Raw genomic sequence first — 17,600 nt, forward strand, 5'->3', positions numbered from 1 at the left:
TGCCATGAAATTTATCAATGCCTGCGTGGTTCTTTTCACTAGCTTGTCTTTGCAGGGATGCGCCATCGTGGCCGTGGCCGATGTGGTGGCCTCCACGGTCATTTACACTGGGAAAACAGTCGTGAACGTGATTGACGCTGTCACCCCAGACATCGTCAATAAGAAGAAAAAAGAGAAAAAAGACTGAGCTTAAATGCCGAGCCAGCCGTTGGTGCGCGCAAAGTGCAATGCCTGCGTGCGACTGTTGACACCAAGTCTGCGGAACAAACGCCAGAAGTGAACCTTCACGGTGTGCTCGCTGATGGTGAGTTTGTCGGCAATATCTTTGTTGCTCAAGCCTTGGTCCAACATCAAAATCAATTGCTTCTGACGTTTAGACAGTTTGGTCGGTGCTGCAACAGAGCCTTCAGCTGGGGCCTCTTCCTCGGGTGAAGGCAACAAGCTACGTAAACCCTCAATGATGGTATTGGGTGGGCTGGCTTTTTCTAAAAACAAATGAGCACCGGCTTCCAAGCAAGCAGCTTCGCACTCACTGGCCTCAGACCCTGTAACTACCACCAACGGCACATCAGGAAACTTGGCCCTTACTGCATGAACGCCCGACAAGCCCAAAGTGTCGGGCAATTTGAGATCGAGGCAAATCAATTCTGGCTTGCCCTGACGTTCCACCATGGCTTCCAAGCTGTTTAATTTGGCCACGGAAACCACCTTCAATCCGGGGCGTACCCTCTGAACCAACATGGTGAGAGCGTCGCGCATCAGGGGGTGGTCGTCAATGACGTAAACGGTCATGGTGTGCTCAAGAATGAAACTTAAAGTATGAGAGTATCAGCAAAGTCAGGAACAAATCAAGCAACTTTTCTTGAATTTGAACACTTTTTGCAAATTTGATAACAAGCTCAGCCCTTCGATTTGACTCTTTCTGCAATTTCTGAGACCAGGCTGTCGATGGACGCCAGCACGAGGTCAATGCTCACCTCATGGCCCAATACCACTTGAGGGCCGAGCTCAGTGATGGCAAGTGGGGTGTTTTCCTGAAGTCGTGCGATGGCCAAGCCAGCATCTTTGGGTGAAGTGAAGCCCAAACTTTGCAGCAACACTTTGCCCTGCGGGTCGACCAACTTGAAATAAAACTGACCATCTTTTTCACGGTACTGTTTGAATGAGGGGATGGCGGTGCGAGCTTGTTTGGTGCCCACATTGTTCGAACCAGCACTTGCCAGTGCGCGCAGCCCAACGGCGTGACGCAACTCTTTGATGAAAGGCGTTGCGAGTTCACGGGCTTTGGCCGCTCCTTTGAGCAGCAAGGCATCTACTTTGGCTGGGTTGCTGATGAGTTCTTCATATTGAGCCCGCATTGGCGCCACTTCGCGGTCAATCCGCTCAAACAAAACTTGCTTGGCATCGCCCCATGCAATGCCATCGGCATAGGCCTTGGCCAAATCGGCGGTTTCTTCGGGACTGGCAAAGGCTTGATAGATTTGAAACAAAGCCGAGCCTTCAGTGTCTTTGGCTTCACCCGGTGCGCGTGAATCGGTCACGATGCTCGCAATTAATTTTTTCAATTGCGCACTGCTTGAAAAAAGCGGAATGGTGTTGTCGTAGCTTTTGCTCATCTTGCGGCCATCCAGACCCGGCAGCAGCGCAACCGATTCTTCAATGACAGCCTCTGGCAACACCAAGTGTTCGCCATACAAATGGTTGAAACTAGAGGCCATGTCGCGGGCCATTTCAATGTGCTGAATTTGATCGCGACCGACGGGTACTTTGTGGGCTTTGAACATCAAAATGTCGGCCCCCATGAGCACCGGGTACATGAACAAGCCTGCAGACACATCGGCATCGGGGTCGTTGCCTGCCGCGTTGTTTTTATCGACCGAGGCTTTGTAGGCGTGTGCGCGGTTGAGAACGCCTTTGCCAGTGACACATGTCAAAAACCAGGTGAGCTCTGGAATTTCTGGAATGTCCGATTGGCGATAAAACATGACACGCTCAGGGTCAAGGCCTGCAGCAATCCAGCTGGCGGCAATTTCCAACGTTGAACGTTGAATGCGCGCTGGCTCATCGCACTTTATGAGCGCATGGTAGTCGGCCAAGAAGTAAAAACCTTGCGTGGCTGGATTGCGACTGGCTTGCACAGTGGGGCGAATGGCACCCACATAGTTACCTAAGTGCGGTGTGCCCGTGGTGGTAATGCCTGTGAGGACGCGCGTGCGTGTGGAAGTTTCAGTCGTCATGGCTTGGATTTTTTTCAAGAGAGAGATTTCAACATAATTTCGATCAAGCCAAATGTGGCGCCCATCACAGGGTCTAACCACAAATGATTGACCACACCTGTAATGGCCAATGCCATCACGATGTAGAAGCCGTAGGGCTCAATGCGGGAGAATTGATAGGCCATCTTCCAAGGAAGTAGCCCCACCACAATGCGTCCTCCGTCTAGTGGAGGCAGTGGAAACAGATTGAAGGCAAACATCACCACATTGCTCAAAACGCCGGCCTTGCACATGGCCAAGAAGAATTTTTCAGAGACTCCAAAGTCGGTGTAGACCACAAACAAAAGTGCCCAAATGATGGCTTGCAACAAATTCGCGGCCGGTCCAGCCAAGGCCACCCACACCATGTCGCGTTTCGGATTGCGCAAGTTGCCAAAATCAACAGGGACGGGCTTGGCAAATCCAAACAGCAAGGCGCCGCTGGTGCTGAAGTAAAGCAGCAAGGGCAAAACAAGCGTGCCCAACCAATGGATATGCGGCAAAGGGTTGAGAGTCACTCGACCTAGCATGTAGGCGGTGCGATCGCCAAAATACTTGGCGGCATAGCCGTGAGCGGCTTCATGCAGCGTGATGGCAAAGATCACGGGGATGGCATAGACCGAAACGGTTTGAATGAGGTGCGAGGTATCCACGGATGAATTGTCTCAAAGTGACGGCGAGTTGGTAGAAAAAAGAATTTAAGACAGACCAAGCAAAGCGACATCGCCTAAACCTTGGCGAACGACCTCAATGCCTCCACCCGTGCAGTCCACCACAGTGGTGGGCTCCCGGGTGCAAGCACCGGCGTCAATCACACCTGCAATGAGCTTTTCATAACGATCTCGAATTTCTTCAGGATCATTGAGCGGCTCGGTTTCGCCAATAGGAATAAGCGTGGTGGCCAGCAAGGGCGCGCCGTGCAAGGCTAACAACTCTTGCAACACGGCGTGCTCTGGCACCCTCAGGCCAATGCTTTTGCGCTGAGGGTGGCTCACGCGGCGTGGCACTTCTTTGGTGGCCTCCAAAATGAACGTGAAAGCGCCGGGCGTGGCCTGTTTGAGCATTCGAAACTGAGCGTTGTCGACTTTGGCGTAATTGGCCAATTCACTCAGGTCTCGGCACAACAGGGTGAGATGGTGTTTGTCGTCAACACCGCGCACCTTGCGCAGATGGTCGGCGGCGGCTTTGTCATCCAAGTGGCAAACCAAGGCGTAACTAGAGTCTGTAGGTACCGCCAAAACACCGCCTTGGTTCAACAAAGTGACGGCCTGTTTCAGCAAACGTGTTTGCGGATTTGCAGGGTGAACAGAAAAATACTGAGCCATGAATATTCAAACCATGAAGGTTTGAGCGGGTGAGTGTTTCACTGAATTCGGTCTGACAACAATTCCCACACGGGTTTGAGTTGTCCGGGCAACCACGGCAATGTGCCCAAGTCTGTATGGCTTTCGTCGGGGCTGTGAAAATCGCTGCCACGCGATGCAGCCAGGTCAAACTCGAGTGCCGTTTCTGCATATTGCAAAGCATCTGCGCTGGAGTGACTGCCTGTGACAACCTCAACACCACGCCCACCATGTTGTTTGAACTCGGTAAAAAGTGCGAACTCTTCGTTGGCTGTGAAGCCATAGCGAGCAGGGTGGGCAATGACTGCTACCCCGCCTGCGCCAGTGATCCACTTGACGGCGTTTTCTAAGCTGGCCCAGCGGTGTGGCACAAAACCCGGTTTGTTTTCAGTGAGGTACTTGCGAAAAACCTCTGAGGTGTCTTTGCAGACGCCAGTCTCAACTAAAAAACGTGCAAAGTGAGTGCGCGAAATGAGCTCGTGGTTGCCTGCATATTGGAGGGCTCCTTCGAAGGCGCCCTGAATGCCGACCTTGGCCAAGCCATCCGACATTTCTTTGGCGCGCTCGGCTCGGCCGCCGCGGGTATTGCGCAAACCCTGAACCAAGGCTTGGTTGGTATGGTCAAAACCCAAACCCACAATGTGAACCGTTTTGCCTGCAAAGGTGATGGAAATCTCGACACCCGTGAGGTACTTCATGCCTTCGGCTTTGGCTGCAGCTATGGCTCGTTCTTGGCCGCCAATTTCGTCGTGGTCTGTGAGAGCCCAGAGTTGGACGCCGTTGGCTTTGGCACGCGCAGCCAAAGCCTCAGGCGTGAGCGTGCCATCAGAGACCACGGAGTGGCAATGCAAGTCGGCGTTGAGTAAGGGTTCCACAGGGGTATTTTAGGTGCTAGCGGGTGGGCTGACACCTCTGAACGATAATTCCAGTAGATTTAAGTGAGATTTTTATGGCTTTGATGATCACCGACGAATGCATCAATTGCGATGTGTGTGAACCTGAGTGTCCCAATCAGGCGATCTACCTTGGCCCTGAAATCTATGAAATTGATCCGAGCAAGTGCACAGAATGCGTCGGTCATTTTGACGAGCCCCAATGCGTCCAGGTCTGTCCTGTGGCGTGTATTCCGGTCAACCCCGCTCACTTGGAAAACAAAGAAACTTTGTTTCAAAAGTATCTGCGCCTACAACAGGCCAATTAAACGCCCTCGGGCCGAGGCGGCTTGGGTCTGGGCGGTTTGCTGGTGTGAATTTGCACCATGGCTTTCTCCATCTCACCCTCGATCAGCAATGGGGCTGCTTTGACCGAGCGGGCAATGCTTTCCTGAATGAGTTCGCGCTGCTCCGCCATGGGCTTTTTAAGCACCCAATGGATTACCTCGGCCTTAACGCCAGGATGACCAATGCCTAAGCGTAAGCGCCAATAATCGCCGGTTCCCAATTGGGCATGAATATCGCGCAAACCATTGTGGCCTGCATGGCTGCCGCCAAATTTGAGCTTGGCTTGACCTGGCACCACATCCAGCTCGTCATGCGCCACCAAGATTTCTTGCGGGGCAATTTTGAAAAATTTAGCAAGCGCCGCTACTGATTTGCCCGACAAATTCATGAAGGTTTGAGGCTCTAGCAACCAAACCGTTTGGCCTTTGATTTGGGTTCTTGCCACTTTGGCGAAATAACCCTTGTCGGGTACCAAGCTCACATTGAGATCTCGCGCCAAGGCGTCAATCCACCAAAAGCCAGCGTTGTGGCGGGTGTCTTCGTATTCGGCGCCTGGATTTCCGAGGCCAACAAACAGTTTGATCATGTGCAAGTATAAAAACAAAACAACCCGCACAAGGCGGGTTGTTGGGAACACTTGAAGTGTTGAAAGCGCAGAAAAATTACTTCTTCTTGGCTTTGGCTTTTGGATCGGCTGCGGGTGCTGCATCGGCTGCTGGTGCAGCTTCTTCGGCAGCAGGCGCCACAACAGAGACCAACACAGGGTTTTTCTTGCCGTGTGTAACGGCTTTGACGCCCTTGGGCAAAGTGATGTCGGCCAGGTGCAATGAAACACCTTTCTTCAAACCAGACAAATCAACATTGATGGCTTCAGGCAAATCGGCTGGCAAGCAAGTGATTTCGAGCTCATTCATGATGTGGTTGATCAAGCAAGCGTCGACTTTGACAGCAGGCGAAACGTCTTCACCGGTGTAATGGATGGGTACTTTGCGGTTCAAAGTGGTTTTGGCATCAACGCGTTGGAAGTCGATGTGCAAGACCAATTGTTTGTAAGGGTGCATTTGGAAGTCACGGAGCAACACTTTGGTTTCTTTACCGTTCAATTCCATGTCCAAGATGCTTGCGTGGAAAGCTTCTTTTTTCAGGGCGTGCCACAGGGCATTGTGGTCGAGTTCGACCAATTGGGGTTGCTGATCTACACCGCCATAAACAATACCAGGTGTCTTACCTGAATTGCGCAGACGGCGGCTCGCACCCGTACCTTGCATAGAGCGCTCAAAAGCGACAAATTTCATAACTAACTCCAAGTTGAGTCGACCGCGACCAGTACGACTCTGTTTTAAAAAGGCCCACCCGAAAGCAGGCCACATTGATGCTCCCGATCAGTCTTGATCGGAGAACAAACTCATGACCGACTCACCGTAGGCCATGCGCTGGATGGTTTTGGCCAACAGCGGCGCCACAGTGAGTTGGCGAATTTTGGGGCAGGCCGCAGCGGCTTGTGACAACGGAATGGTGTTGGTCACAACCACTTCATCGAGCGCGGAGCCTTTGGCAATGCGGTCGATGGCGGGGCCCGAGAAAATGGGGTGGGTGCAATAAGCGTAAACTTTTTTGGCGCCGCGCTCTTTCAAAACTTCAGCGGCCTTGACCAAGGTGCCGGCCGTGTCAATCATGTCGTCCATGATGACGCAGTTGCGGCCATCGATGTCGCCAATGACGTGCATTACTTCGCTCACATTGGCTTTGGGACGACGCTTGTCGATGATGGCCAAATCGCAGTTGAGTTGTTTGGCCAAAGCGCGTGCACGAACCACACCGCCCACATCGGGCGAGACCACAATGAGGTCTTCGTAGTTCTTTTGACGCAGGTCGCCCAAGAGCACGGGGGAAGCGTAAATGTTGTCGACGGGGATGTCGAAGAAACCTTGAATTTGGTCGGCATGCAAGTCCATGGTGAGGACGTGGTTGACGCCTACGGCTTGCAGCATGTTGGCCACCACCTTGGCCGTGATGGGCACCCGTGTGGAGCGGGGGCGACGGTCTTGGCGAGCATAGCCAAAGTAAGGAATGATGGCGCTGATGCGACCTGCTGAGGCGCGCTTTAAAGCGTCGACCATGATCAGCAATTCCATCATGTTTTCATTGGTGGGCGCGCAAGTAGATTGAATGACAAATACATCTCGTGCGCGCACGTTTTGCTTGAGTTCAACTGTGACTTCGCCGTCTGAGAATCGGCCCACGTCGGCCAAGCCGAGTGAAACATCGAGCTCGTAGGCAACCTCGGCAGCCAACACGGGGTTGGCGTTGCCAGTGAAGACCATAAAGTCGGAGCTTGAATTTGTGTTGGAGGGCTGCATGAGCTTCTCAGCGATCAAATGATGGGCCGATGCGGGTTAGCGCATAAATTTCTATCGTTGCACGATTCAACGTGCATCAATTCACAATGCGTTTGACTGCTTGTGAAAGATTTGGCAGGGGAAGAAGGATTCGAACCTTCGCATGCCGGAATCAAAATCCGGTGCCTTAACCAACTTGGCGACTCCCCTACACGGGTTGGCAGCTTTGGAAAACCAGAGCTGTCGACCGATCAATCGTCGCTGGAGGTCCAACCCTTTTGGGGGTGAACATCCAAATTGCCACACATTCGAATTTGCCAATTGGACCAAGTAGCCGGAACTTGAGGCATTTGGCTTAAATTCGTGCCGCGTGGCACTTGCGCAAACACTGCACTCCCCGACCCTGTCATTCTGCCTTTCACAACAGCGGGCTCTAGGCTGGCTTGTTCAAGCCAGGCGATTGCGTCGCTGATTTGGGGGCAGAGGCTCTGGGCCACTGGCTGCAGGTCGTTGTGGCCGAAGCCGAACGGGTTTGCTGCAAAGACCGAAATTGTAGCAGGCTTTGAGTCTCGGTTGAGGGCCTCAGAGCCAAAAATTTTGGCCGTTTCAAGCCCCTCAGGCGGTTTCACCACTACAAACTGGGCGGGCGGCACTGAGATGGGTTGGATGATTTCACCCACGCCTTCAACCCAAGCGTTGTTTCCTCTTAGAAAAAATGGCACATCGGCACCCAACTTCAAGCCCAACTCAGCCAGTTGATTGACCGAGAAATTGAGCTTCCAAAGCTTGTTGAGTGCCAAGAGGCAAGTGGCAGCATCGGACGAACCGCCGCCCATGCCGGCTTGCGCTGGAATTGACTTTTCAATGGCAATGTGAGCACCCAAGGAAGTGCCGCTGACCTGTTGCAAAAGCCTAGCAGCGCGGGTGATCAGGTCATCTTCTGGCAGCTTGACAGTGAGGTCTTCTCGGCTAATTTGGCCATCTTGTCGAACATCAAAATGCAAGGTGTCATACCAATCAATGAGCATGAACACCGATTGCAGCAGGTGGTAACCATCGGGTCTGCGGCCAGTAATGTGCAAAAACAGATTGAGTTTGGCTGGCGCCAAGACCTGGTGCAAAGACGTCATGATTCAAAGGCAATTCGAAGCACAGTGCGCGGAGCGGGTTGAACCCGTTCAAGGACCAATCGGCGCAAGTGCCATTCACTGACATCGACGTTCCAGCCCTCGGCAGGCGTGGGTTTGCCAGCCAGCCAATCAATGACCGCTGCAGTGGGCAATTGGGTGCCAGTTAGCTCAAAAACCAATCGCTCAAGGCTGGCAGATTCACGCACTTGGCGACCTTGCAAAAGGCGAGCACTTTGAGCTGTCCATTCAAGTCTGGCCATCTGCATTCCCAAAGGGTTGTAGATATTGAGCGTGCCTTCAGGCCAACCTCCGGTAATGTCAAAAGAGGTGATGAACGATTGGGGTGGCTCTGTGTCAATTTGAAGAGCAAATCGACCTGCTTTAAAAGGCGTTGGTAAAGCGGGTGCCTCGACGCTGATAACCTGAGAGTTGGCTGAGGTAGCAGGGGGAGCAGTGCCCGAAGGTGACAAAAAGGTTTGAGTGCCCATGGGCCGAGTAGCGCAGCCCCCCAAAAGCATCATGCACACACTGCAAAGTGCAAGGAAACGGGTTGTCAACATCTCACGCCAGCCAATCAAGGGGTGAACTTGAATTGCTTGAGTGTCTCAAGCAGGGTTTCGTTGTCAGATTTAAGCAGCAGGCCTTCTCGCCAAATGGAGCCTGCTTTGTCTTGCTGCCCCAAGATCCAATACACCTCGCCCAAATGCGCTGCAATTTCGGCATCTGGTCTGGCTTTGTAAGCGGCCTCTAAGATGCGCAGGGCTTCCTTGGTATTGCCCACTCGGTATTCAAGCCAACCCAGGCTGTCTTGAATAAAGGGATCGCGCGGCGCCAGTTGTATCGCCTTGAGAATCAGTTGGCGGGCTTCATCAAGCCTGGTGTTTCTGTCGGCCAGTGAATAGCCCAAAGCATTGAAGGCATGGGGATCGTTGGGCTTGGCTTTCATGATGCCTCGCAACAAACTTTCCATTTGTTCATAGCGGCCCAACTTCTCACAAATCATGGCCAACTCCGACTGCAAGTCAGTGTCTGCAGGAAACTTGGTCAAGGCTTCTTCAATGGTGGTAAGTGCTGCATTGAATTGCTTGTCATCGCGCAACCATTGAGAAATGGCCAACGCCTTTTGCTTTGCAGCTTGTGGGTTGCTGACCTTCACCTGCTCAAGCAAATTCAAACCTTCTGCTTTGCGCCCTTGTTGAGCCAACAAAGCAGCACGTCGGCTGGCAATTTTTAGAGGGTCTGAGTCGGGTGGAATGCGAGCAAGCCATTGGTCGACTTGAGCCAATTGGCCTTGCTTTTGGGCAATTTGCGACAAGGCAAAGTAAGCCTCTGACAATCCGCCAGAGGCGTCAGTGCCACTAGTGCCACTAGTGCCACTAGTGCCACTAGTGCCACTAGGGCCATTGGCAGCATTGGTTGTATCAGTGCTTGCATTCAACTTGATGAATCGCTGAAGCGACAATTCAGCGGCTGCGAATTGAGACAAATCGGTTTGCAGTAAACCTAAAAATAACCAGCCCAGCGCAAAATCGGGGTTCTGTTTGGAAAGTAGATTGAGTTGGACCAATGCAAGCTGCATCTCGTTAAGATCAATCAAGCTGCGGGCATAACCCAGACGCAAGTCTGGCAGTGCATCGCCAGCCATGTAACGGGTGATCATGGGCTGCACTTCGCTTGGAACCACATTGAGAAGACTCAGAGCCAACATGATGGGGCCAGGCGCTTTACCATTGGCCGCGTGACCCGCACGCGCTGCTTCGGCGGCAGGCTGAATTTCACCCGCTTCGCGTTTCATTCGACCGATGGTGGTCCAAGCTGTTGCGGCAGTTTCTGGATTTTGAATGGCCGCAGAGAGCGCTTGCTCGACAACTTTGGCTGCAAAATTTTTGTCTTGGACGCGGCTGAAAACGCGAGGGATAGAGCCAATGGCTGCGGATTGTTCTTGAAGGGGCAGGCTGAAAATGCTGGCCCTTAAGGCTTGTCCAGCTTCTTCGACTCGGTTGAGTGCCAACAAAATTTGCAATATGTAGCGGTTGGCTTCTTGCGACTCTGGCAAGCTTGACTTCCAGCTCCTAGCGGCTTGCAAAGCAGCGTCACCCGATCGAGACTGAAGTGCCAATTCGGTAGCACGCTGAAACAAGGCTTCATCCTTGGTTTTTCGGGCTGCATCCAAAATGATGGCAAAGCCAGATCCAGGCTCCCCAGCGCGTACATTGAGTTCGCCCAACAGCAACTGGTAAAACAAAACCGCATTGAGGTTGGAGTTTTGCACGGGCGGCTGGGCACAAACACCTGTTGTGGCCCAGACCAATGCAATAGAGGAAAACCAATTCTTCATGGAGCCATCATAATCCACAGCCTGTGTCAGAGTCACGGCACCCCCCCATTTCACCCTGTCATTGAAGTCCATCCATGCCTGAATTGCCAGAAGTCGAGGTTACCCGGCTGAGTTTTGCCAGCCGAATAGCTGGCGCTCGGGTTCTGGCCATGCACATGGGCAAGCCTCTAAGGTGGCCCCTGGGTGTTCCGCCCGCCCTGTTGGTTGGGCAAAGCGTGATGGGTGTCAGGCGCCGTGGCAAATACCTTTTGCTGGACATGGACCGCGGCATTTTGATGCTGCACTTGGGCATGTCTGGCAGTCTGAATTTTGCGCCATCGCAAGCTGAAGCAGGCAAGCACGATCACATGGATTTGGTCACTACCCAAGGCGTTTTGCGCTTGCACGATCCCCGCCGCTTTGGCGCGGCCGTTTGGTCTAATTCCGAAACCGATGAACCTGCCGCCAAGTTGCTAGGCAAGCTGGGCATGGAGCCGCTCACAGAGGGCTTTGAGCTCAAGCTGTTTCAGCAAGGTTTGAAAAAACGCGCAGCGCCCATCAAGCAAGTCTTGTTGGCTGGCGATGTGGTGGTGGGTGTGGGCAATATTTATGCTTCTGAAGCGCTGTTCATGTCGGGCATTCGGCCTACCGTCAAATCCAATAAGCTGAGTGCGCCCAGAGTGGCTAAATTGCATGCTGCGATCAGGCAAGTTTTGGCCAGGGCGGTGGAACAAGGTGGCAGCAGCCTGAAAGATTTTGTCAATGCGCAGGGCAACACAGGGTACTTTCAACTAGAAGCCTCGGTGTACGGCAGAGCGAGCTTGCCTTGCCGAACATGCAGCACGCCCATCAAGCAAATTGTGCAAGGCCAGCGCTCAACATTTTTCTGCCCAGTATGTCAAAAGCATTGAAAGAGGCCCGCCCCTTTGCTGAGACGATGGTGGCTTGGCAGAAACTTCATGGCCGCCACCATTTGCCCTGGCAAAACACCCAAGATCCTTACCGCGTTTGGTTGTCTGAAATCATGCTTCAGCAAACACAGGTGAGCACCGTATTGGCCTACTACGAGAAGTTCTTGCAACACTTTCCCACTGTGGCCGACTTGGCAGCTGCACCCCAAGACAAGGTCATGGGCTTGTGGAGTGGTTTGGGTTATTACAGCCGTGCGCGCAATTTGCATCAATGTGCCAAAGATGTGGTGTCAAGGTTCGGTGGCAAGTTTCCGTCCACCGCAGCCGAGTTGATCACGCTGCCTGGCATAGGCCGATCGACCGCCGCTGCCGTGGCTTCGTTTTGTTTTTCTGAGCGCGTGGCCATCATGGATGGCAACGTCAAAAGAGTTCTAACTCGTGTGTGGGCATTTGACGCCGATTTGTCTGTCAGCCAAAACGAAAAAGCTTTGTGGCAAATGGCTGAAAAAGCTTTGCCGACGCGCCAGCTCAAAACAGCCATGCCCCGATATTCGCAAGCACTCATGGATTTGGGCGCTACCATTTGTTTGCCGCGCAAACCCAATTGCCAAGCCTGCCCAGTGAAGCCAGAATGCCAAGCCTTGGCTCAGGGCGAGCCAGAAAAATTTCCTGTCAAAACTCGCAAAGTGAAACGCAGCAGCGAGGTGCTATGGCTCTTGCTGGCGCAAAACTCAAAGGGTGAGGTGTGGCTAGAGAAGCGGCCTTCTGCAGGCATTTGGGCCAGCCTTTACAGCTTGCCTATTTTTGAGTCTGAGGCTGCATTGCGCGCTGTGTTTGAGTTCCCTATCAAGCCTGACCAAGTGCAGGGTAAAAATGCGCAAACGCCCATTGACCTAGAGGTGTCTGTATTGCCCGCATTCAAGCATGTTTTGACCCACAAAGATTTGCATTGTCATGTGGTGAAAGTCAAGCTCAAACAAAAGCCGAAAACGCCTCAAGCTGGCGCATGGTGGTCAGAAAACAATTGGAAAGAATTGGGCTTGCCCACGCCCATTCGTCACTTGCTGTCCAACTCTCTGTGACGTTTTAAGGTGAGCCAATTGGCGCTGAAATGTTGGCTCAGTTGCTCAACCAAATAAACCGATCGATGCTGACCGCCGGTGCAACCAATGGCCACCGTGATGTAGTTGCGATGGTCTTTTTCCAGGGCCGGTAGCCAGTGCTCTATGAAGTTGGTAATGTGCGACTGCATGAGTTTCACATCTGGATAATTTTCTAAAAATTTCTGGACCGGTTCGTCTTTGCCTGTTAAAGCACGGAGCGCGTTTTCGTAGTGTGGATTGGGCAGCATGCGCACATCAAACACATAGTCAGCATCGATGGGAAGGCCTCGTTTAAATCCAAAAGATTCAAACACCAGGGTGAGCTTGGCGCTTGTAGAGGTGATCAATGATTTGACGTAGCTCTGGAGTTGAGGCGCCCGCAAAAAGCTGGTGTCAATGATGTGCGATTTTTCACGCAAACGTGAGAGCAGTTCGCGTTCGTATTCAATCGACTCGGTCAGGGCCAACTCGCCTTCTGTAGCCTTGCTACCCGATAAAGGATGGCGGCGTCTGCTTTCGGAGTATCTGCGCAGCAGAGTATCTGAGGAAGCGTCCAAGAAGATAGATGTAATTTTGTAGCCACGACTTTCCAAAACTTGCAATTGGCCAGGCATGAGGGGCAATGAATTTGCGCTGCGAACATCGATGGCAATGGCCACGCGTTCTTCTTTTTGCCCGTTTTCAAGTTCAATGAATGGAATGAGCAATTCAGGGGGCAAGTTGTCAACGCAATAAAAACCGGAATCTTCTAGGGCGCGCAAGGCCACAGATTTTCCTGAGCCCGACATACCAGTGATGAGAACGATTTCCATGTTTTTTAAATTCAGAACATTATTTGGTGAGCATCTCGCGGGCATGCGCCAGCGTGGTTGCTGATAACTTTTCGCCACCGAGCATGCGCGCAATTTCTGTCACGCGTTGCTCACCTGCAATGGGCGTCACGCTGCTACTAACACCCTCTTTACTGCTGCTCTTGCTCACTAGCAAATGATGGTCGGCACATGAAGCCACCTGCGGCAAGTGAGTTACTGCCAACACTTGGCGGTGTACGCCCAGTTGTTTCATGAGCCTGCCAACGGTTTCGGCCACAGCACCACCTACACCAGAGTCAACCTCGTCAAAAATCAGGGTACCTGCTTCGCCCAATTCGCTGGTGGTGACCGCAATGGCCAAGGCAATGCGCGAGAGCTCGCCGCCTGATGCCACTTTGCCCACGGGCCTAGGCGTGCTGCCTGCATGGCCAGCCACCAAAAATTGAATATCTTCTAAACCATGTTGGGTGGCTTGGTCTAAGCCGAGCAAGGCCACCTCAAAACGGCCGCCTTGCATGCCCAAGTTTTGCATGGCTTGGGTGACGGCTTGAGCGAGCTTAGGGGCAGCTTTTTTGCGCAGCTGTGAGAGTTTTTTGGCTTCAGCGTGGTAAGCCTGTGAGGCCGCTTTTTCTTGGGCTTCTAGGCCTTCTAAATCGCTAGCAGCTTCAAGCGCATTGAGCTCTTTTTTCCAGCCGCTTAACAAGCCGGCCAACTCTTCGGGCGGACGCTTGTACCTTCGCGCCAAAGAAAGCCATTGCGACATGCGCTGATCGAGCTCGTTCAAGCGATCGGGGTCGAGATCGGTTTTGCGCAGGTATGACTGCAATGAATGAGCCGCATCTTCGGCTTGCGCAAGGCTGGATTGAAGCACTTCTGCAATGCTTTGAAACTCAGGCTCTACATGCGCTTGGTCTTGCAATTGCGAAATGGCCTGCGATAGCAAACCCAAGGCGCCCGTGGCGCTACCCAAGCGCGCAGATTCGTCGCCATCGAGTGAGCCAATGGCAGATTGACCCGCGTCAATCAGGGCTTGAGCATGCGAAAGGCGGGTGTGCTGCGCATTCAAGTCGTCCCATTCATCCAAGGCGGGGGCCAGTTTGTCGAGCTCACCTATTTGCCACGCCAAACGCTCTTGCTCTCTGCTCAAAGAATCTTGCGCGTTGCGGGCTGTCTGAACCGCTTGTTGTGTTTGGCGCCAGGCTTGCCAAGCCGTTTTGAGAGCGTCTGTGCTGAGGCCGGCATATGCATCGAGCAAGCCGCGAACCGCATCAGGCCGCGTGAGGCTTTGCCATGCGTGTTGGCCATGAATGTCTAAAAGCATTTCACCCAAGGCGCGCAGTTGGGTGGCAGTGGCTTGGCTGCCATTGACCCAAGCACGGCTTTTGCCTTGCGTATCTACGCTTCGTCTTAAAAGCAAGGTGTCTGACACTTCAAATCCTGCTTCTTCAAGCACAGCTTGCGCGGGTGCGGGGCAATCAAACTCAGCCGACACTTCACAGCGCGTGGCGCCTTCACGCACCACACTTGAGTCGGCGCGCTCGCCCAATGCCAATTGCAAAGCGTCAATCAAAATGGATTTGCCGGCGCCGGTTTCGCCTGTGAGCACGCTGAAGCCTGACGAGAGATTCAAGTCAAGTTCGCGAACAATGACAAAGTCACGCAGACTGATGTGCCGCAAAGCCATGGCCTAGATGCCCCCTTCGTTCCAATGCATTTTTTTGCGCAAGGTGTCAAAGTAGTTCCAGCCTTGCGGATGCAGAAAGCGCACTTTGTGCGACGACTGCTCAACGGTAATTTGATCGCCCATCATGAGGCTGGCCAAAGACTGCATGTCAAAGTTGGCGCTGGCATCTCGGCCAGACACAATTTCGATGCTGATTTTGGAGGTGTCTGGCAACACAATGGGCCGATTGGAAAGGGTGTGCGGTGCAATGGGCGCAATGACCAAGCCACCTAAATTGGGGTGCATCAAAGGACCACCTGCCGACAAGGAGTAAGCGGTAGAGCCTGTGGGCGTGGCCACAATCAGGCCGTCGGCGCGCTGCTTGGCCACAAAGCGGCCATCGACCTCAATGCGAAGCTCAACCATGCCCGAGGTGGCACCGCGGTTGACCACCACATCGTTCATGGCAAACGCATCAAACACGCAATGCTTGTCGCGCCAAACTTGTGCATGCAGCAGGCTGCGCTGCTCTTCTTCATAATGTCCCAAGAGCATGGGCTTGAGCGTTTGTGCATATTCCTCAATGGGAATGTCGGTAATGAAGCCCAGCCGTCCTTGATTGATACCAATGAGCGGGAGGCCAAAAGGTGCCACCTGCCGGCCAATTCCCAGCATGGTGCCGTCGCCGCCCACCACCAAGCCCAAATCGCATTGCTTGCCGATGTCGGCCATTTTGAGGGTAGGGTAGAGGTTCAGGCCCAAATGCTCGGAGGTGCCTTCCTCCATGACCACCTCAGCGCCGATGCGGCTGACAAATTGGGCAACATCGTCCAAAACCCGTCGCGAGCTCTCCAAAGCAGCTCCCGTGACCATGGTGTGGTACTTGCCAAATAAGGCGACATGACGAAATTTTGATTTCATTCGCAAATTACATCATTAAAATGTGTCAATGCTAGATGAACGTGCCAAGTTATTGCTCAAAGCGCTGGTTGAACGCTACATTGCGGACGGCCAGCCTGTGGGTTCCCGCACGCTTTCCAAGGCTTCTGGGCTTGAATTATCCCCTGCCACCATCCGAAATGTCATGTCTGACCTCGAAGAGTTGGGCCTTATTGCCAGCCCGCATACATCGGCTGGCAGGATCCCCACCAATAGGGGTTATCGCCTATTCGTAGACACCATGCTCACGGTTCAGAAGGGTGAATTGCTCACTCAGCGCCTGGCGCCCGACCAACCGCAGAAGGTGATTGCCAACGCAGCCAACATGCTGTCTAGCCTGTCGCACTACGTGGGTGTGGTCATGGCGCCCAAGCGCGCTTCGGTGTTTAGGCACATTGAATTCCTGCGTTTGTCTGAAAAACGCGTGCTTTTGATCATTGTGTCGCCTGAGGGCGATGTGCAAAACCGGGTCATTTTTACCGAGGCCGACTATTCTCAAGGCCAACTCCTAGAAGCTTCTAATTATTTGAACGCTCATTACGCTGGCATGGCCATTGAGCAAGTTCGCCTGCGGGTGAAGCAAGAGTTGGTCAATTTGCAATCTGAAATTGCCAGCCTCATGCAGGCTGCTGTGCAGATGAGCTCTGAGGCCTTGAGTGAAGATGAAGGTGATGTGGTCATTTCAGGCGAGCGCAATTTGTTGTCGGTTAGCGATTTTTCTAGCGACATGGGCAACTTGCGCCAGGCCTTCGATTTGTTTGAACAAAAAACGCAGCTCATGCGTTTGCTCGATGTGTCAAGTCAGGCCGAGGGTGTGCGCATTTTCATTGGCGGCGAAAGCCAGTTTGTGCCCATGCAAGAGTTGTCGGTGGTCAGTGCGCCCTACGAGGTGGATGGCCACATTGTGGGCACCTTGGGCGTCATTGGCCCCACTCGCATGCCCTATGAGCGCATGATTCAAATTGTGGACATCACATCCAAGATGGTGGGCAATGCTTTGAGTCAGTCGAAGTAAATCGACTGACTCGTTTTTCAATCAAGAAGGTTCATGCATCCAAGCCGCATGCTTAGGCGCGCGCTTGGTTTTGCTCCATTCGTTCAGCATGTCCCACTTCACCTCGTCCAGGGTTTTGTACATCTCGGGGGTGCCGGTGTTGGTGGCCAACTCTAGGCGATGGCCATTGGGGTCAAAGAAGTAAATGCTTTTGAAAATGGTGTGGTTGGTTGGGCCAAGTACCTCAACGCCATTGGCCTCTAGTTTGGCTTTGGCGGCCAACAAGGTTTCCATGCTGTCCACTTCAAAGGCCATGTGCTGCACCCATGCTGGGGTGTTTTCGTCTCGGCCCATTTCGGGGGAGTTGGGCAATTCAAAGAAGGCCAGCACGTTGCCACCACCGGCATCCAAGAAGATGTGCATGTAAGGGTCGGGTGCTTTGGTGGAGGGCACCAAGTCTTCAGCAATGGCCAAGACAAAGTCCATGTTCAAGTTTTTCGCGTACCACTCAACGGTTTCTTTGGCGTCTTTGCAGCGGTAAGCAGCGTGGTGAATTCGGCTGATTTTCATAACT

The 17,600-nt window shown here is 53.0% G+C and carries 20 protein-coding genes and 1 tRNA gene; 5 read left to right on the top strand and 16 right to left on the bottom strand.

The features are described from left to right. Positions 1–4 precede the first annotated feature (4 nt). Positions 5–187 (top strand): hypothetical protein, encoded by a 183-nt coding sequence (locus B9Z32_RS04240; RefSeq protein ID WP_108420083.1) that lies wholly within the window; start codon positions 5–7, stop codon positions 185–187. A gap of 2 nt (positions 188–189) precedes the next feature. Here the strand turns inward: B9Z32_RS04240 and B9Z32_RS04245 are convergent, their stop codons facing one another. From B9Z32_RS04245 to B9Z32_RS04265, 5 genes are all read right to left on the bottom strand, one after another. Continuing rightward, a complete protein-coding gene (locus B9Z32_RS04245; RefSeq protein WP_108420084.1) occupies positions 190–792 on the bottom strand; it encodes a response regulator transcription factor in 603 nt (200 codons plus the stop codon). Positions 793–899: 107 nt separating this feature from the next. After that, complete coding sequence (locus B9Z32_RS04250; RefSeq protein ID WP_108420986.1) at positions 900–2,237, bottom strand: tryptophan--tRNA ligase; 1,338 nt, start codon at positions 2,235–2,237, stop codon at positions 900–902. 14 nt (positions 2,238–2,251) lie between these two features. Beyond that, on the bottom strand, positions 2,252–2,908 hold the full coding sequence (locus tag B9Z32_RS04255) for a site-2 protease family protein (RefSeq protein ID WP_108420085.1): 657 nt from the start codon (positions 2,906–2,908) through the stop codon (positions 2,252–2,254). Between the two features lie 45 nt (positions 2,909–2,953). Beyond that, positions 2,954–3,580 (bottom strand): L-threonylcarbamoyladenylate synthase, encoded by a 627-nt coding sequence (locus B9Z32_RS04260; RefSeq protein WP_108420086.1) that lies wholly within the window; start codon positions 3,578–3,580, stop codon positions 2,954–2,956. Between the two features lie 38 nt (positions 3,581–3,618). Next, positions 3,619–4,473: a 3',5'-nucleoside bisphosphate phosphatase gene (locus B9Z32_RS04265; RefSeq protein WP_108420087.1), complete on the bottom strand. Its 855-nt coding sequence runs from the start codon at positions 4,471–4,473 to the stop codon at positions 3,619–3,621. Positions 4,474–4,547: 74 nt separating this feature from the next. Between B9Z32_RS04265 and B9Z32_RS04270 the strand changes: the two genes are divergently transcribed. Next, positions 4,548–4,799 (top strand): YfhL family 4Fe-4S dicluster ferredoxin, encoded by a 252-nt coding sequence (locus tag B9Z32_RS04270; protein WP_108420088.1) that lies wholly within the window; start codon positions 4,548–4,550, stop codon positions 4,797–4,799. Here B9Z32_RS04270 and pth read toward each other — a convergent pair. From pth to B9Z32_RS04305, 7 genes are all read right to left on the bottom strand, one after another. After that, complete coding sequence (gene pth / locus B9Z32_RS04275; RefSeq protein ID WP_108420987.1) at positions 4,796–5,404, bottom strand: aminoacyl-tRNA hydrolase; 609 nt, start codon at positions 5,402–5,404, stop codon at positions 4,796–4,798. The two genes, B9Z32_RS04270 and pth, sit on opposite strands and share 4 nt — an antisense overlap. A gap of 76 nt (positions 5,405–5,480) precedes the next feature. Beyond that, entirely contained in the window at positions 5,481–6,113 is a 633-nt protein-coding gene (locus B9Z32_RS04280) for a 50S ribosomal protein L25/general stress protein Ctc (RefSeq protein WP_108420089.1), read from the bottom strand. 87 nt (positions 6,114–6,200) lie between these two features. Further along, positions 6,201–7,178 carry a ribose-phosphate pyrophosphokinase gene (locus B9Z32_RS04285; RefSeq protein ID WP_108420090.1) on the bottom strand — a complete coding sequence of 326 codons (978 nt, stop codon included), beginning with the start codon at positions 7,176–7,178 and terminating at the stop codon, positions 6,201–6,203. Positions 7,179–7,290: 112 nt separating this feature from the next. Beyond that, positions 7,291–7,367: transfer RNA gene (locus tag B9Z32_RS04290), tRNA-Gln, on the bottom strand. Between the two features lie 41 nt (positions 7,368–7,408). Then, the gene (gene ispE / locus B9Z32_RS04295) at positions 7,409–8,287 is read right to left on the bottom strand and encodes a 4-(cytidine 5'-diphospho)-2-C-methyl-D-erythritol kinase (protein WP_108420091.1); all 879 of its coding nucleotides are present in this window, start codon (positions 8,285–8,287) and stop codon (positions 7,409–7,411) included. Further along, positions 8,284–8,808 (bottom strand): lipoprotein insertase outer membrane protein LolB, encoded by a 525-nt coding sequence (locus tag B9Z32_RS04300; RefSeq protein ID WP_158268173.1) that lies wholly within the window; start codon positions 8,806–8,808, stop codon positions 8,284–8,286. The genes ispE and B9Z32_RS04300 overlap by 4 nt, the downstream gene beginning before the upstream one ends. A gap of 53 nt (positions 8,809–8,861) precedes the next feature. After that, a complete protein-coding gene (locus tag B9Z32_RS04305; protein ID WP_158268174.1) occupies positions 8,862–10,625 on the bottom strand; it encodes a tetratricopeptide repeat protein in 1,764 nt (587 codons plus the stop codon). Between the two features lie 74 nt (positions 10,626–10,699). Between B9Z32_RS04305 and mutM the strand changes: the two genes are divergently transcribed. Both mutM and mutY read left to right on the top strand, forming a co-directional pair. Further along, complete coding sequence (gene mutM, locus B9Z32_RS04310) at positions 10,700–11,515, top strand: bifunctional DNA-formamidopyrimidine glycosylase/DNA-(apurinic or apyrimidinic site) lyase (protein WP_108420094.1); 816 nt, start codon at positions 10,700–10,702, stop codon at positions 11,513–11,515. Continuing rightward, a complete protein-coding gene (mutY, locus tag B9Z32_RS04315) occupies positions 11,500–12,597 on the top strand; it encodes an A/G-specific adenine glycosylase (RefSeq protein WP_108420095.1) in 1,098 nt (365 codons plus the stop codon). Before mutM ends, mutY begins: the two co-directional genes overlap by 16 nt. Here the strand turns inward: mutY and rapZ are convergent. Genes rapZ through B9Z32_RS04330 form a run of 3 tightly spaced genes read right to left on the bottom strand, consistent with a single transcriptional unit; the run spans position 12,573 to position 16,014 of the window. Beyond that, the gene (gene rapZ / locus B9Z32_RS04320; protein ID WP_108420096.1) at positions 12,573–13,430 is read right to left on the bottom strand and encodes an RNase adapter RapZ; all 858 of its coding nucleotides are present in this window, start codon (positions 13,428–13,430) and stop codon (positions 12,573–12,575) included. The genes mutY and rapZ overlap by 25 nt on opposite strands. Before the next feature lie 19 nt (positions 13,431–13,449). Next, entirely contained in the window at positions 13,450–15,114 is a 1,665-nt protein-coding gene (recN, locus tag B9Z32_RS04325) for a DNA repair protein RecN (protein ID WP_108420097.1), read from the bottom strand. Positions 15,115–15,117: 3 nt separating this feature from the next. Beyond that, on the bottom strand, positions 15,118–16,014 hold the full coding sequence (locus tag B9Z32_RS04330; RefSeq protein WP_108420098.1) for an NAD kinase: 897 nt from the start codon (positions 16,012–16,014) through the stop codon (positions 15,118–15,120). Positions 16,015–16,042: 28 nt separating this feature from the next. Between B9Z32_RS04330 and hrcA the strand changes: the two genes are divergently transcribed. Continuing rightward, positions 16,043–17,047, top strand: coding sequence for a heat-inducible transcriptional repressor HrcA (gene hrcA / locus B9Z32_RS04335; protein WP_108420099.1), 1,005 nt, complete (start codon positions 16,043–16,045; stop codon positions 17,045–17,047). 21 nt (positions 17,048–17,068) lie between these two features. Here the strand turns inward: hrcA and B9Z32_RS04340 are convergent, their stop codons facing one another. Further along, the gene (locus B9Z32_RS04340) at positions 17,069–17,596 is read right to left on the bottom strand and encodes a VOC family protein (RefSeq protein ID WP_055359939.1); all 528 of its coding nucleotides are present in this window, start codon (positions 17,594–17,596) and stop codon (positions 17,069–17,071) included. Between the last annotated feature and the right edge of the window lie 4 nt (positions 17,597–17,600).

Source organism: Limnohabitans sp. MMS-10A-178, from assembly GCF_003063375.1.
Classification (GTDB): Bacteria; Pseudomonadota; Gammaproteobacteria; order Burkholderiales; family Burkholderiaceae_C; genus Limnohabitans_A.

What these genes read in the sequence shown, in the direction of transcription:
- B9Z32_RS04240 (WP_108420083.1), top strand. Translation starts at nt 5, where the DNA reads ATGAAATTTATCAATGCCTGCGTGGTTCTTTTCACTAGCTTGTCTTTG.
- B9Z32_RS04245 (WP_108420084.1), bottom strand. Translation starts at nt 792, where the DNA reads ATGACCGTTTACGTCATTGACGACCACCCCCTGATGCGCGACGCTCTC.
- B9Z32_RS04250 (WP_108420986.1), bottom strand. Translation starts at nt 2,237, where the DNA reads ATGACGACTGAAACTTCCACACGCACGCGCGTCCTCACAGGCATTACC.
- B9Z32_RS04260 (WP_108420086.1), bottom strand. Translation starts at nt 3,580, where the DNA reads ATGGCTCAGTATTTTTCTGTTCACCCTGCAAATCCGCAAACACGTTTG.
- B9Z32_RS04270 (WP_108420088.1), top strand. Translation starts at nt 4,548, where the DNA reads ATGGCTTTGATGATCACCGACGAATGCATCAATTGCGATGTGTGTGAA.
- pth (WP_108420987.1), bottom strand. Translation starts at nt 5,404, where the DNA reads ATGATCAAACTGTTTGTTGGCCTCGGAAATCCAGGCGCCGAATACGAA.
- B9Z32_RS04280 (WP_108420089.1), bottom strand. Translation starts at nt 6,113, where the DNA reads ATGAAATTTGTCGCTTTTGAGCGCTCTATGCAAGGTACGGGTGCGAGC.
- B9Z32_RS04285 (WP_108420090.1), bottom strand. Translation starts at nt 7,178, where the DNA reads ATGCAGCCCTCCAACACAAATTCAAGCTCCGACTTTATGGTCTTCACT.
- ispE (WP_108420091.1), bottom strand. Translation starts at nt 8,287, where the DNA reads ATGACGTCTTTGCACCAGGTCTTGGCGCCAGCCAAACTCAATCTGTTT.
- B9Z32_RS04300 (WP_158268173.1), bottom strand. Translation starts at nt 8,808, where the DNA reads ATGATGCTTTTGGGGGGCTGCGCTACTCGGCCCATGGGCACTCAAACC.
- B9Z32_RS04305 (WP_158268174.1), bottom strand. Translation starts at nt 10,625, where the DNA reads ATGAAGAATTGGTTTTCCTCTATTGCATTGGTCTGGGCCACAACAGGT.
- mutM (WP_108420094.1), top strand. Translation starts at nt 10,700, where the DNA reads ATGCCTGAATTGCCAGAAGTCGAGGTTACCCGGCTGAGTTTTGCCAGC.
- mutY (WP_108420095.1), top strand. Translation starts at nt 11,500, where the DNA reads ATGTCAAAAGCATTGAAAGAGGCCCGCCCCTTTGCTGAGACGATGGTG.
- rapZ (WP_108420096.1), bottom strand. Translation starts at nt 13,430, where the DNA reads ATGGAAATCGTTCTCATCACTGGTATGTCGGGCTCAGGAAAATCTGTG.
- recN (WP_108420097.1), bottom strand. Translation starts at nt 15,114, where the DNA reads ATGGCTTTGCGGCACATCAGTCTGCGTGACTTTGTCATTGTTCGCGAA.
- B9Z32_RS04330 (WP_108420098.1), bottom strand. Translation starts at nt 16,014, where the DNA reads ATGAAATCAAAATTTCGTCATGTCGCCTTATTTGGCAAGTACCACACC.
- hrcA (WP_108420099.1), top strand. Translation starts at nt 16,043, where the DNA reads ATGCTAGATGAACGTGCCAAGTTATTGCTCAAAGCGCTGGTTGAACGC.
- B9Z32_RS04340 (WP_055359939.1), bottom strand. Translation starts at nt 17,596, where the DNA reads ATGAAAATCAGCCGAATTCACCACGCTGCTTACCGCTGCAAAGACGCC.